The following is a 12,854-nucleotide window of genomic DNA, read 5'->3' on the forward strand; positions in this document are numbered from 1 at the left end:
ATCGAGTTCCTTTAGTGCCCGAGGTAAGCGTTCTTGATGGATTCGTCGCCGCGCAGGCAGCTCGCGGGGCCGGAGGTCACGACCCTGCCCGTTTCGAGCACATACGCGTAGTCGGCCAGGTCCAGCGCCAGTTGCGCGTTCTGCTCGACGATGAGGAGTCCGACGCGCTGCTCGCGATTGATTCGACGCAGGATTTCAAACAGCTCCTGGACGATGATCGGAGCCAGGCCGAACGAGGGTTCGTCGAGGATCATCAGCTTGGGCCGGAGCATGAGCGCCCGGGCGATGGACAGCATCTGCTGCTCTCCTCCCGAAAGCGTGCCGGCCTGCTGGTGGCGACGCTCCCGCAGACGCGGGAACAGTTCGTACATCCGCTCCATGTCTGCCTGCACCGCGGAGCGGTCTGCTCGGGTGATCGCCCCGCAGCGCAGGTTCTCTTCGGTGCTCAGGCTGGCGAAGGTGCCGCGCCCTTCGGGCACGTGCGCCACACCCAGGCGAGCGACCTGATCGCTCGGCCGCGAGAGAATGCTGGTGCCCGATAGCAGGATCTCACCGGTCGCTCGCAACATGCCGGAGATCGCGCGCAACGTGGTTGTCTTGCCGGCGCCGTTCGCCCCCAGCAAGGTGCTCACGCCAGCTTCGGCGACTGACAGATCGACGCCATTCAGAACGTGGATGGATCCATAGCCGGCGCACAGGCCGCGAACCGTGAGCAGCGCTGTCATGCCGCTCCCTTTCCGAGATAGGCCGCCAATACCTCGGGATGCGTGCGGACCTCTGACGGCCGGCCCGCCGCGATCAGGCGCCCGAAATTCAGGACTACCAGTTGTTGGCAGATGGACATCACCAGCCCCATGTGATGCTCCACGATGAGCACAGTGATGCCCCATTCGTCCCGCAATCGGCAGATAAGCCGCCCGAACTCGACGACTTCCTCATGGTTCAACCCTCCCGCCGGCTCGTCGAGCAGCAGCAGCCGTGGCCTCATTGCCAGTGCTCGTGCAAGTTCCACCCGCTTGCGGGTGGCGAAGGGCAGGCGCTGCACCTTCTCGAACGCGACGTCGGAAAGATCGAGTGCCTCGACCAGAGACCGACAAGTCGAATCGACCAGTCGCTCGCGGCGCTTCACGAAAGGGAGGCCGAGCATGTCGGAGGCCGCGTCGCTCGAGACGGTGGAATGCGCCCCGATGCGAATGTTTTCCATGACCGACAGGTCCAGAAAGGAGGCGAGGTTCTGGAACGTCCTTCCTATGCCGAGTGCCGCGACGCGGTGAGCGGGAACGCCAAGGATCGACGAACCCCCGAAACGGATGTCCCCCGAAGCCGGGACATAAAGGCGGCTCAGGCAGTTGAACAATGTGGTCTTGCCTGCGCCATTGGGGCCGATCAGGCCGGTGATCCCCCCACGCGCGATGTCGAAGGACACGCCGTCAAGCGCTGTGACGCCGCCGAAGCGGACCGTGAGGTCACGCACACTGAGTAAGGTGTCCTGTGACTCAGCAGCGATGTCTACGAGGCTGTTGCTCGCGCTTGGCACCATCATGGGTGCGCCATCCAATGGGAGTTGACTGGGAAGGCCATCTGCTCTTCAGGCAGCATCCGCGGCCGACTGGCCGGGCAGGTCGCGATAGGCGGTGCGGATCGAATTCCATTCATCCGCGCCGAATCTCTTCGAACGCTCGACGACCGAGGGACCGGACGACGAACTCGGGGGCATGCGTGTTTCGCGAAGACTGCGCAGTGCCTCATCGAATTGCGTGAGCGCGGTGGTCAGCAGGTGGCTCGGAAGGATCACCAGCCGGTAGCCCATCCGCTCGGCATCATCGAGGTGCAGGTCGGGGGTCTTTCCGCCCCGAACGATGTTCAACAGGCAGGGGCCACGTACGCGTCGCGGAATCTCGGCGAGTTCCTCCAGGCTCTGGGCCGCCTCGACGAAGGCGATATCGGCGCCGGCCTCGAGTGCCAGGTTGGCGCGGGCAATCGCTTCGTCCAATCCGATCATTGCGCGGGCATCCGTGCGCGCGATGATGAGGAACTCCGTGCTCTGGCGCGCCGCCAGCGCGGCCCGGATCTTCGCCACGAACTCGTCGCGCTCGACCACTTCTTTTCCGTCGAAATGGCCGCAACGCTTAGGCGAGACCTGGTCCTCGATGTGCAGCGCAGCCACGCCTGCGCGCTCATATTCACGGACGGTTCGCGTCACGTTGATCTCATTGCCGAAGCCCGTGTCGGCATCGGCGATCAAGGGAATTCGGATGCTCTGGGCCATCACGCCGGCGGCGCGCGCCATCTCGGTCAGTGTCAGCAGGCCGAAGTCGGGAAAGCCGCAGGATGCGGACACTGCGGATCCCGACATGTATGCGGCAGGAAAGCCGCCAGCCTCAATGGCGCGGGCCGAGATCGCGTCGTACCCACCTGGGGCCACGACCATGCGAGGCCCGGCCAACAGATCCCTCAGACTGGACTCGGACCCCATGGCATTCCTTAAAGTATTCATCATGACGTACTGTGTATATGACGTCATCCTAACGAATGAATAGGCCACCAAATACCCGGGTTTCCCCTCGGAGTGCGTCCAGCGCCACCTTGGGCAGCAGTGCACGGCCCGAAGAAGCAGCCGAGGCGGGCCTTCCGGCCGGCGGGCTGTTCTCCACCGGCCCCGAAACCCATGGCGCCATCGATCAAGGTGCACAGCGCCGCAGGGCGAATGTTTTCGGGGATTGACATCATCAGGACATGACGTTATGCCGCCGAGTGGCCGAACTACACTTGAGCTTTTCCATAGCCACCATTGATGAAGCGCGCTCAAGCCTCCACCGACGAGATCTCGAAAAAGCCGGGCGTGCCGTTGCACCACCAGTTGTTCCTCGTGCTGAAAGACCAGATTCTTCGTGGCCTGTACGAGCCTGGAGCGCAGATACCGACCGAAGATCAGTTGGGAGCGCTATTCAATGTGTCACGAATCACGGTGCGCCGCGCGGTCAGCGACTTGCATGCGCAAGGCCTTGTCGTGAAACGCCATGGTCATGGCACCTTCGTTCGCCAGGAGGTTCCGGCAGCGAGGCCGCCTGCAACACTGGGGTTCATCGAACTTCTTCGTAAGCAAGCGCAGGACACTTCGGTGAAGGTGCTTCGAATCGCGCTCGAGCAACCACCGGCTCTGATATCGCTGAATCTCCATTTGGACCCAGGCCTCGCGGCAATCCATGCAATCCGTTTGCGTTCGGCAAAGGGCACACCCGTCATGGTGATCGACGCGTGGCTGCCCGAAGATGTCGGCGGCAGACTGACAAATTTAGATTTGCGCGAAAGAGCAATGCATGAGATCTTGCTCGATCAGGGGGCAAAATTCGGCCGAGTGGTCCAAGAGATCACCGCCGTGCCGGCCATTCCAGAACTGGCGCAACAGTTGCGCACAGAGGTCGGTTCGCCACTGCTGCGTATCAGTCGCCTTCTCTATGATGTCGGCCAGAGACCATTGCTTCACACGACGATCTATGTCTCGCCAGATCGCAGTAGAGTCCTGGCGGACATTCCAATTGGAAGCATGAATACCTTCAGCGCCGGCCAGATAGCGCATGACGCGCACAACGGCCATTGGACCTGATCCTTCTTGAGAAGAGGAAGTGGCGTAAATAGAAAGGCGGCAAAGCCAGTGGCTAAGACGCCATGGTTGTGAGGCCTTTTTGGACTATGTTCGAGTCCGATAAAGGTGCGTTGGGAGCACGCGGCCAGTCAAATGATGACCGGGGAACAAGCCGGGGAACAAAAAGTTTTCCGAATTAAAGGAAACGAGTATGTATGCGGGTTGCAAGAGATCATTAGGTCGGTTTCACACCAACAAAACGTCCAAGGGCGTCCGGTTTCATCCACCGGACGCCCTTTTTCATTGGGCAAACGCCTCCTGTCCGCCTGGCCGCAAGCAGGCACGCTACGCTGACGCGAGCGGCTTCTATCTGGAAGTCTCGGCCTCAGGTTCTCGCCGATGGTTCTGGACGTTCAGGATCGAGGGAGTCGAGAAGAAATTCGCCTTGGGCTCCTATCCCGACGTGAGCCTTGCGGCAGCAAGGCGCGTGACGCCGCCAAGGCCCAGAAGGCCTCCGGGATCAATCCCATACAGGCGCGCCAAGTGATCGGGCTCAAGGCGGCAGTGAACATCGGGGATACGTTTCGAGAGACGGCGCTCGAGTGGTTCGATAAGCACATGCCCGCTGGAGTAGTCACTACGCGACACGCGAAAAACGGAATCTGGAAGAAGATCTGTTTCCGTATTTCGCGCCGCGTCGGATCAGCGAAATCGAACCCATCGAACTGCTGGCGGCCCTGCGTCGTGTCGAGGAGCGCGGTGCTCTCGACGTGGCCAGCCGCGTGCTGATGACGGCGCGCGCGGTTGGGCGCTACGCCGTGGCAATTGCACGAGTGCCGCGCGATATCACGGCCGACCTCAAGGGCGCACTCACACCGCACAAGAAGCGGCACTTCGCGGGCCATCACGGATCCAGCCGAACTGGGTACGCTGATCCGCGTCATTCGTGGCTACCAGGGCGGGCCCATCGTGCGTACGGCAGTGCAACTGGCTCCTATGCTTTTCCAACGTCCCAACGTCTGGCTGCGCAGTGACAGCGGTCACGAGGGCGTTCAAAATAGCGCTCGCCACTATCGAACGAGGAGTTGGCCCTACCACCGGCGCCGCGCGACATGCTGCGGCTGGCATGCCGCGACGCCTCCCGGGAGTCGCTCGTGATGAAACGTAAAACCGACGAAATGCTGTCGCGCCCGGCGTGCCAGTCTTTCGAGCGGCAGGCGCAGGCCTCGCTGCGCGTGCACGCCGACCTGCTCGATCTCACGCATGACGCCATGTTCGTGCGCGACATGGAAGCAGCGATCAAGTACTGGAACCGCGGCGCCGAAGAGATGTATGGATGGACGGCGCAAGAGGCGCTCGGCAAGTTCGCGCCCGAGCTGCTCAAGACCTTGTCCACGGTGCCGCTCGAGCAGATCGAATCGCAGGTGCTGAGTACCGGACGCTGGGAGGGCGAACTGGTGCATCACAGACGCGACGGCACGCCGGTGGTTGTGGCGAGCCGCCTGGCATTGCAGCGAAACGAGCGGGGCGAGCCGGTGGCGGTCCTTGCGACCAATACCGACATCACGCAGCGCAAGCGCGCCGAAGAGGCCCGGCAGGAGCTCGAGGAGCAATGGAGAACCGCCTTCGAGGCGAATCCCACGATGTACTTCATCATCGATGCGGCCGGCACGATTGCGTCGGTGAATCCCGTCGGCGCAGAACAGTTGGGTTGGCGCGTGAGCGAACTGATCGGCCAGCCGGTGCTGAGCCTGTTCTACGAATCCGATCGGGCGTTCGTCCAGGAAAACGCCGAGCAGGCTTTCCGGCAGCCGGGGCGCGTGATGCGCTGGCAGGCGCGCAAGGTCCGCAAGGACGGCACGGTGCGGTGGGTCCGCGAGTCGGCAAACGCGGTCGTGCTGAGGAGCGGGCCGGTGCTGCTCGTGGCGTGCGAGGACATCACCGAGCGCAAGCACGCCGAGGAAGCGTTGCGCGAGAGCGAGGATCGCTTTCGCACGCTTGTGAAGTTCTCTTTCGACGTGTACTGGGAGAGCGACGCCCAGCATCGCTTCACCCGGCAGGAGTTTTCCGCACAGTTCGACCGCGCGCCGGCGCCGGGCTCGGAGATCGGCAAGACGCGATGGGAAGTGCCGTATCTGGCGCCGGACGAGGAGGCTTGGCGCCAGCACCGCGCAGCACTCGATGCCCATGTCCCGTTTCGCGACTTCGAGCTCGCCCGGGCGACGCCCGACGGTGGCATACGCCATGTGTCGGTATCCGGCCTGCCGATCTTCGACGAGGCAGGGCGCTTCACAGGCTACCGGGGCGTTGGGCGGGACATCACCGAGCGCAAGCGGGCCGAGTACTTGACGCAACAGATGTTCGAGAGTGCCTCCGACGGCGTGGCCGTGATCGGGCGGGACTACCGCTATCAAAGGGTCAATGCGGTCTACGAGCGTACTTGGAGGGCGCCGGCGGGGAAGGTCGTCGGCATGCACGTCGTTGATCTCCTCGGGACTGACTTCTTCGAGCGCTCCGTGAAGCCGAGTCTCGACCGCTGTCTTGCCGGAGAGCAGCTCACGTTCGCAGAATGGTTCACGACCGAACTGGGGCGCCGCTACCTGTCGGTGTCCTACTCGCCGCTGCGGCTCGATTCTGGGCGCCCGCAGGCAGCGCTCGCGATCACGCGCGATCTCACGGACCACGTCCTCGCGTCGGAAGCCTTGCGCGAGGCGCAGGCGGCGCTAGCGCGCGTCAACCGCGTGACCACGCTCGGCGTGCTCGCGGCCTCGATCGCGCACGAGGTCAACCAGCCGCTTGGGGCCATGGTCGCGAGCGCCGGATCCTGTGCTCGCTGGCTCGCGGCCCAGCCGCCCGAGTTCGAAAAGGCACAGCGCTCGCTCGAACGCATTGCCAGGGACGGCAAGCGCGCGGGCGACGTCATCGACCGCATCCGCGCGCTGGTCATGCGCCAGCCGCCGCGGCGCGATCGCGTCGACGTCAACCAGACCATCCTCGACGTGATTGCGTTCACGCGCGACCAGATACGCCGCCATGACATTGCGCTCGAGAAGACGCTTGCCGACGGCCTGCCGCTCGTGTGGGGTGACAAGGTACAGCTCCAGCAGGTGCTCCTCAATCTGATCGCCAACGCCATCGAGGCCATGTGCGCGCCCGGCAATCGCCCACGACAGCTGGTCGTGGGCGCAAGCGAGGTGGAGGGCGGCGTATGCATCGAGGTGCGCGACTCGGGCCCCGGCATCGCGCCCGAGATCGCGGACACGCTCTTCGAGCCCTTCCATACCTCCAAGGCGCAGGGCATTGGCATGGGCCTTTCGATCAGTCGGTCAATCGTCGAGGCCCACGGCGGCCAGCTCTGGAGCGGGCCGAACCTGCCCCACGGGACCGTGTTCCGGTTTTCGCTGCCGATCGGAGAGCGGGAGCCGTAGTGGCAACCGAGCGGCCCGTCGTCTTCGTGGTCGACGACGACCTGGCCATGCGCGAGGCGCTTCAGGATCTCCTCGCCTCCGTCGGCATGGACGTGCGCGTTTTTGCCTCGACGCAGGAGTTCATGCAGACGCAGCGCCCGGACGCGACCGGCTGCCTGGTGCTCGACGTCCGTCTGCCCGGGGCAAGCGGATTGAGCTTCCAGGAAGAACTCCTGCGAGCGGGCGTCGATCTGCCGGTGATCTTCATCACCGGACACGGCGACATTCCAATGACGGTGCGTGCCATGAAGGCCGGCGCCGTCGAGTTCCTGAGCAAGCCCTTCCGCGACCAGGAGCTTCTCGATGCGATCGCTATCGCGGTTGAGCGGCACCGCGCCCGGCGCCGGGAGACAGCGCTCGTCGCTCAGTTGCGGCAACGCTTCGCCGCGCTCACCCAGCGCGAGCGCGAAGTCATGGCGCTGGTGAGCGCCGGGCGCGCGAACAAGCAGATCGCGGCCGAGCTGGGCATCAGCGAGGCCACTGTCAAGGTTCATCGGGGGCAGATCATGCGCAAGATGGAGGCGAAGTCCCTGGCGCAGCTCGTGCGTATCGCAGACACGCTCGGCCTCTCCCATCCAAAGCCTTAGGCGCCTAAACCAAAGTCGTAGGGCGCGCGTCGCATGTGCAATGGTCTTGCGCGCGCACTCGGCCTAGTCTTGCGTCAACGCTCAAAAGACCTGCAAGGAAATCCAAGTGCGCGACAAGCCGACCGTAGCGATCGTGGATGACGATGACTCGGTTCTGGACACCACGAAGGACCTGCTCGACTCTGCCGGCTTGTCCGCTGCCACCTTCCACTCGGCCGAGAGCTTCCTGCAATCGGAGGGCATATGCGCCATCCAATGCCTTATCGCCGACATGCGCATGCCGGGGATGACCGGGCTCGAGCTGCACGGCCGCCTGGCCGCCGCGAGCACCCCGATTCCTACGGTCCTCATCACCGCCTACCCCGACGAACGGGAGCGCGCGCGCGCCTTGGAAGCGGGAGTGATCTGTTTTCTCGCAAAGCCCTTCAATGCAGAAGAGCTCCTCGCCTGCATCGAGACCGCCTTGCGCGGACGCGATCCTGCGTGAGGCGCACGACCTGCCTTCCTGGAACTGCTTCACCGAAATGAACCACGAGGACTCCGCCATGCGCGCCGCCGTCAACTCGTCCGCTGCACCGTCCGCCTTCGAGCTGCGCTTTCCCTCTCTCAGCGGCACGGGGCGCGCCCTGTCATTTCCTTGTGATGCCAGCGGCTCTGTGCACATGGACAGCTTGAGCTCGCGCGCGCTGAACAACTACCTTCTTGCGCGCGCACTGATGGGTCGCGACTACGGGTGGCCCAGCGTGCAGGCCTCGTGCCAGGTGCAAACCTGAAGCGAAGGAGCAGAGCCATGAGCGATCATGTCGAATGAGGTCTTGAAGGTCGCCTTGATGAGGGAGGCGCGAGCCTTCTTCGATCATTTGCTGGCACGGCTGCAGGCGTTGGATGCGGATCACGCTTCGAGCCAGCAGCATCGGCAGCATGTTGTTGGAGACCCTCCGACTGGTCCGCACGACACCTCTTGTTCTCCGGGACTCGTCGAGTCCGACGCGTTGGAGCTCTACCTCGCGTCAGCCAGCGCATTGCTGAAGGCGGGCGAGGTACTCATCGATACGCGATCAGGAGTACCGACTCCAAAGCGCGCCGCCGGGTTGGCCGATCTGGTCGATCAAACCAAGGAAGCCTGTCGAATCGCCTACCGAGCTGCGCTCCTCATCACCGACAGTTAGGCAGGTGGGTCCACGAGGCTTCGGACGTGCCTTGGCCCCAGCTCGGCAGCTTCGAAAGTCGCAACCGGTACTTGCCCCAGTGCCGCCGAGCCACCTCAGAAAGCAGTGCGTCAGTGCGTGGCCATCAATGGAGGAGTTTGGGTGGCCGCCGGGGGGTGAAGATGGCATGAGCGCCCGCCCGGCCGTTCCGAAGGGGGCTCTCACCGCAGTACGTAGCTCGGAGGTCGCTCAATGAGCCGCTTGAGTGTCAGTTGCAATCCAAGGTCGCGAGCGTCTTGCCCGCGCCGGCGACGGCGGGCAGCTTCTGCTTCACGCAGGCCACGTCCTGCACCGTGTAGGCATAAGGGATCGAGCGCGGGAACGTGGCGGTGCTGACCCAGTCGGTCGCATCTCTTGACGGCGACGACGAACTGGCCGACCAGGTAATGCCGTAGGTAGCGAAGTCGCTCGGGCTCTTGATGTTGTTGTCGCGCAGCTCCCAGTAGCCTATGGCCGCGCTGTCGCGCGAGGTGACTGGGTTTTTGGCGTTCTCGAACCAGTTGCCCTCGATCAGGGAGTAGCCGCCCATGCGGATGTTCGCGCCCGACGCCATCACGCCGCTGTAGAGGTTGTTGTACAGGTGGGTGTAGCCGCCGCGCTGCAGCGGCAGCCGCGAGCCGACGTTCTCGTAGACGTTGTGGTGGAAGGTGACGAAGCGGTCGCTGATGTCGCTGTCGCTTGAGCCGATCAGGCCGGCCTTGTGGTGGTCGTGGATGTGGTTGTATGAGTAGGTGATGTCGTGCGCGCCGGCCTTGCTGTCGATCAGGCCATCGAACTCCAGGTCGCCGGCGCCGGAGCACTCGGCCAGGCTGCTGAACAGCGTGTTGTGGTCGATCCAGACGTGGCCCGGGAACTTGTCGCTCTGGCCTTCGATGCCGATCGCGTCGATCGATCCGGGCAGCAGTCCAATCGTCATGTTGCGGATGATGATGTTCGTCGAGTCCTGCTTGATGGCCAACCCGAAGTTCGCGGACGAGCCGTCCGTCCCCTCGATGGTGATGTTGCTTTTGTTCTTGATCTCGACGATGGCGCCCGCAGGCTTCTGCCACTGCGCGCAGGCATCGGGGATGGTCGAGAAGTCGAAGGTGCCGCTGTAGCGGATGACGAGCGCACCGCTGCCGGTGTACGCGTCGATCGCCGCTTGCATCTGTGCCGCCGTCGTCGCCTGCACCGGCGTTGCGCTGCCGCCCCCTGTCACGGCTCCGGCAAAACCTCCACTGCTGGTTGTGGGAGCCGGTGCAGGGTCGGGTCCGGCAGCCGCCGTTGTAGCCGAAGCGGCTGCAGGCGCAGAGGCCGGTGCCGGCGAAGCGGCCGATGACGAGTCCGAGGTAGTTGTCGTGTTCGATGCGTTCTGCTCGCTGCTGCCGCCGCCACATGCTGCAAGGCTGGCGGTCATCAGGATGAGGAGGGGGAGGGGGGTGGGGAGGCGTGAGGGCTGCATTGACTTTTCTAGGCAAATGCCATGCCCGAGGGCATGGGTGCCAGCCGAACGACTCCAAGTGCGGACGAAGGTACGCGTCCCGCGATGAGGTGTGACTTTCTCCGTCTCTTGCGCAGCGACGATCCGCGCTGGAGTGACGCGGAGTGTCGATCAGCAGTGCTTCCCAAATTTCTCCGCGTTCACCGCTCAAAGTCGCTGCTTCATAAGAGGAGATGACTGGTGAAGGGAAATTGACTGCGTGATGGGCGGGTTGACGGGTCAACTGACGCAGGCGCCGAGCTCTGGCTGCTCGACACCGGATCGCCGCCGGGGCCCTGTCAACGTGGTGTCGACCCCGACTTCGCGCGCCCGAACAGCCCTGCGAGGCCCAAGGCGAGCTGCCCCCCGGCGATGGGGGTGCCAAGCACGTAACTGGGGGCGATGAACATCAGGTTGCTCGTCACGTCCCACCCGCCGGTCACTCGTCCACCCGCACAAAAGCGATCCGACGACGCGCCGATCGCAACGATGCGATGCCTACCGGGCGAGCGCCGGATAGTCCGTATAGCCCTTGGCACCGGGCGTGTAGAACGTGTCGGGGGCGGGAGCGTTCAACGGCGCGTCTTGGCGCATGCGCTCGACCAGGTCCGGGTTGGCGATGAAGGCCCTGCCCATGGCTGTCAGATCCGCACGGCCTTCGCTCAGCGCCTGTTGTGCGCTGGCTTTGTCGAGTCCGCCGGCAAGGATGAAGGGACCGTCGAACGCAGCCCTCAGATCGGTCTTCAGCTTTGCCGGGACAGGCGGGGTGCCCATGGCCGAATGGTCCAGCACGTGAACGTACATGAGGCCGAGTGCGGAGAGCTGCTTCACCAGCGCCAGGTACTGTTCGTCCACGCCTTCGAATGCGCCGGTGCCATTGAGCACGCCGTGTGGCGACAAGCGAATGCCCACGCGGCCGGCGCCGATCTCCTTCACTGCCGCGCGAGCGACCTCGAGCACCAGCCGGTTGCGCCCTTCGGCCGTGCCGCCGTAGCCGTCGGTGCGGCGGTTGACGTTGGCGTTCAGGAACTGCTCGAGAAAGTAACCATTGGCCGCGTGCAGTTCGATGCCGTCGAAGCCGGCTTCGATGGCAAGGCGCGCGGCCCTTGTGTACTCGCCGATCGCGATCTGGATGTCGGCCTCGGCCATGGCGCGCGGCGGCGTGTGCGGCTGGTTGCCTTGCGTATCCGTCCACATCTGGCCCGGGCATGTCTGCGCTGAAGAGCTGAGCACTTCGGCGCCGGCCGGCAGGTTGTCCTTGTGGGTCACGCGGCCGGTGTGCATGAGCTGCACGACGATCCTGCCGCCCTTGGCATGGACTGCGTCGGTCACCAGCTTCCAGCCTTGTACCTGGGCGTCGTTGAACAGGCCCGGGATCCGGGCATAGCCCAAGCCGTTGGGCGACGGCGAGGTTCCTTCCGTGATGATGAGGCCGGCGCCCGCGCGCTGGGCGTAATACGTAGCCATCAGGCTGTTGGGCGTGTTGTTGTCGACCGCGCGACTGCGGGTGAGCGGCGACATCACGGCACGGTTCTTGAGCGGGGTGGCGCGCAGGGAGAAGGCGTCGAAAAGCATGGACTGTCCTGAGGAAATGGAATGAGAAAAGAGAAGAAGGGAGGGCTTCGGGCCCTGCAGCGGCTCAACCGATCCGGTAGCGCGGAGCCGGCGTTCCAACCTGGGTGGCGGCGAAGAGTTCGGAGCGCGCGGCCTCGTACTTGTCCCACAGCGCTGCATCGGCAACCGACGGCCACGTGATCGCTTCGCCTTGGTCCAATCCCGCAAGCGCCGCATGGACCATGTGCTCGGTCGTCATCAAGGCCTCCTTGTTGAGGGCCGCCAGCGGAACGCCCGACAGGTCCCAGATCTCGGTGGCTGTCGAAGCTGGCAGGACCAGCTGAACCTTCACCCCGGTGCCGGCCAGCTCTTCCTGCAGACCTCGGCTGTATTGCAGTACGAAGGCCTTGGTGCCGCTGTAGACGGCGCTGATGGGCAGCGAATGGATGCCCAGCACGGAAGCGATGTTGATGATCACCCCCTCGTTTCTTGCGATGAAGGCCGGCACGGCCGCTTGGGTCAGGCGCGTCAACGCCGTGACGTTGAGGGCGATCTGGGACAGCGCGTCGCCTGCGGACCTCTGGGCCACCGGCCCCAGTCGCGCAATGCCGGCGTTGTTCACCAAAACGCGGACGTCGGCATGGGTGGACAGAATCGTCTCGATCCGAGCCAGGTCCTCGTCCTTGGTCAGGTCGGCCGTGATTGGCTCGGCCTTGATTCCGTGCGCCTTCGAGACCTGTGCGCAGAGGGCTTCCAGACGGTCGGCGCGCCGGGCGACAAGAATGAGGTCGTAGCCACGCGCAGCGAGGCGATCCGCGTAGACGGCGCCGATGCCGGAGGAAGCCCCGGTGACAAGGGCGACTTTCCTGGAACTGGGAGTTGTCATCGATAGCTTTCCAATAAAATTGAGTGCTCAAACATAAAACTTGAGGGCTCAAATGTATGTTTGATGGCCGGAGGGCTGCCGATGGTGCAGCACTCAACCATTTTCAA

Annotated in this window: 14 protein-coding genes; 8 read left to right on the forward strand and 6 right to left on the reverse strand. The window is 64.0% G+C overall.

The annotated features are described in order from the left end of the window. Nucleotides 1-11: 11 nt before the first annotated feature. The 3 genes from ACIPRI_RS20185 to ACIPRI_RS20195 are packed head-to-tail and all read right to left on the reverse strand — an operon-like array spanning nt 12 to nt 2,524. On the reverse strand, nt 12-725 hold the full coding sequence (locus ACIPRI_RS20185; protein ID WP_446623254.1) for an ABC transporter ATP-binding protein: 714 nt from the start codon (nt 723-725) through the stop codon (nt 12-14). Then, a complete protein-coding gene (locus ACIPRI_RS20190) occupies nt 722-1,543 on the reverse strand; it encodes an ABC transporter ATP-binding protein (protein ID WP_446623255.1) in 822 nt (273 codons plus the stop codon). Before ACIPRI_RS20190 ends, ACIPRI_RS20185 begins: the two co-directional genes overlap by 4 nt. Before the next feature lie 45 nt (nt 1,544-1,588). After that, nucleotides 1,589-2,524: an isocitrate lyase/PEP mutase family protein gene (locus ACIPRI_RS20195; RefSeq protein WP_446623256.1), complete on the reverse strand. Its 936-nt coding sequence runs from the start codon at nt 2,522-2,524 to the stop codon at nt 1,589-1,591. 270 nt (nt 2,525-2,794) lie between these two features. On the opposite strand from ACIPRI_RS20195, the gene ACIPRI_RS20200 reads away from it, so the two are divergent. From ACIPRI_RS20200 to ACIPRI_RS20235, 8 genes are all read left to right on the forward strand, one after another. Next, nucleotides 2,795-3,607, forward strand: coding sequence for a GntR family transcriptional regulator (locus tag ACIPRI_RS20200; RefSeq protein ID WP_446623257.1), 813 nt, complete (start codon nt 2,795-2,797; stop codon nt 3,605-3,607). Between the two features lie 190 nt (nt 3,608-3,797). Then, nucleotides 3,798-4,133 carry an Arm DNA-binding domain-containing protein gene (locus ACIPRI_RS20205; RefSeq protein ID WP_446623258.1) on the forward strand — a complete coding sequence of 112 codons (336 nt, stop codon included), beginning with the start codon at nt 3,798-3,800 and terminating at the stop codon, nt 4,131-4,133. A 127-nt stretch (nt 4,134-4,260) separates the two neighbouring features. Further along, entirely contained in the window at nt 4,261-4,620 is a 360-nt protein-coding gene (locus ACIPRI_RS20210) for a phage integrase central domain-containing protein (protein ID WP_446623336.1), read from the forward strand. Between the two features lie 78 nt (nt 4,621-4,698). After that, complete coding sequence (locus ACIPRI_RS20215; protein ID WP_446623259.1) at nt 4,699-7,014, forward strand: PAS domain S-box protein; 2,316 nt, start codon at nt 4,699-4,701, stop codon at nt 7,012-7,014. After that, entirely contained in the window at nt 7,014-7,640 is a 627-nt protein-coding gene (locus tag ACIPRI_RS20220) for a response regulator transcription factor (protein WP_446623260.1), read from the forward strand. The genes ACIPRI_RS20215 and ACIPRI_RS20220 overlap by 1 nt, the downstream gene beginning before the upstream one ends. Before the next feature lie 106 nt (nt 7,641-7,746). Further along, nucleotides 7,747-8,127, forward strand: a complete 381-nt coding sequence (locus ACIPRI_RS20225; RefSeq protein WP_446623261.1) for a response regulator transcription factor — start codon at nt 7,747-7,749, stop codon at nt 8,125-8,127. A 58-nt stretch (nt 8,128-8,185) separates the two neighbouring features. After that, a complete protein-coding gene (locus ACIPRI_RS20230; RefSeq protein ID WP_446623262.1) occupies nt 8,186-8,413 on the forward strand; it encodes a hypothetical protein in 228 nt (75 codons plus the stop codon). 27 nt (nt 8,414-8,440) lie between these two features. After that, entirely contained in the window at nt 8,441-8,809 is a 369-nt protein-coding gene (locus ACIPRI_RS20235) for a hypothetical protein (protein ID WP_446623263.1), read from the forward strand. A 247-nt stretch (nt 8,810-9,056) separates the two neighbouring features. Here the strand turns inward: ACIPRI_RS20235 and ACIPRI_RS20240 are convergent, their stop codons facing one another. The 3 genes from ACIPRI_RS20240 to ACIPRI_RS20250 form a co-directional block, all read right to left on the reverse strand. After that, entirely contained in the window at nt 9,057-9,995 is a 939-nt protein-coding gene (locus ACIPRI_RS20240; protein ID WP_446623264.1) for a pectate lyase family protein, read from the reverse strand. 810 nt (nt 9,996-10,805) lie between these two features. Further along, on the reverse strand, nt 10,806-11,882 hold the full coding sequence (locus ACIPRI_RS20245; protein WP_446623265.1) for an alkene reductase: 1,077 nt from the start codon (nt 11,880-11,882) through the stop codon (nt 10,806-10,808). Between the two features lie 64 nt (nt 11,883-11,946). After that, on the reverse strand, nt 11,947-12,747 hold the full coding sequence (locus ACIPRI_RS20250; RefSeq protein ID WP_446623266.1) for an SDR family NAD(P)-dependent oxidoreductase: 801 nt from the start codon (nt 12,745-12,747) through the stop codon (nt 11,947-11,949). Nucleotides 12,748-12,854: the final 107 nt, after the last annotated feature.

This window comes from Variovorax sp. LARHSF232, from assembly GCF_052871435.1.

Coding starts and splice junctions, on each gene's coding strand:
- ACIPRI_RS20215 (WP_446623259.1), top strand. CDS start 4,699: ATGCTGCGGCTGGCATGCCGCGACGCCTCCCGGGAGTCGCTCGTGATG.
- ACIPRI_RS20195 (WP_446623256.1), bottom strand. CDS start 2,524: ATGACGTCATATACACAGTACGTCATGATGAATACTTTAAGGAATGCC.
- ACIPRI_RS20240 (WP_446623264.1), bottom strand. CDS start 9,995: ATGCAAGCGGCGATCGACGCGTACACCGGCAGCGGTGCGCTCGTCATC.
- ACIPRI_RS20230 (WP_446623262.1), top strand. CDS start 8,186: ATGCGCGCCGCCGTCAACTCGTCCGCTGCACCGTCCGCCTTCGAGCTG.
- ACIPRI_RS20250 (WP_446623266.1), bottom strand. CDS start 12,747: ATGACAACTCCCAGTTCCAGGAAAGTCGCCCTTGTCACCGGGGCTTCC.
- ACIPRI_RS20200 (WP_446623257.1), top strand. CDS start 2,795: ATGAAGCGCGCTCAAGCCTCCACCGACGAGATCTCGAAAAAGCCGGGC.
- ACIPRI_RS20190 (WP_446623255.1), bottom strand. CDS start 1,543: ATGATGGTGCCAAGCGCGAGCAACAGCCTCGTAGACATCGCTGCTGAG.
- ACIPRI_RS20245 (WP_446623265.1), bottom strand. CDS start 11,882: ATGCTTTTCGACGCCTTCTCCCTGCGCGCCACCCCGCTCAAGAACCGT.
- ACIPRI_RS20235 (WP_446623263.1), top strand. CDS start 8,441: ATGTCGAATGAGGTCTTGAAGGTCGCCTTGATGAGGGAGGCGCGAGCC.
- ACIPRI_RS20205 (WP_446623258.1), top strand. CDS start 3,798: ATGTATGCGGGTTGCAAGAGATCATTAGGTCGGTTTCACACCAACAAA.
- ACIPRI_RS20185 (WP_446623254.1), bottom strand. CDS start 725: ATGACAGCGCTGCTCACGGTTCGCGGCCTGTGCGCCGGCTATGGATCC.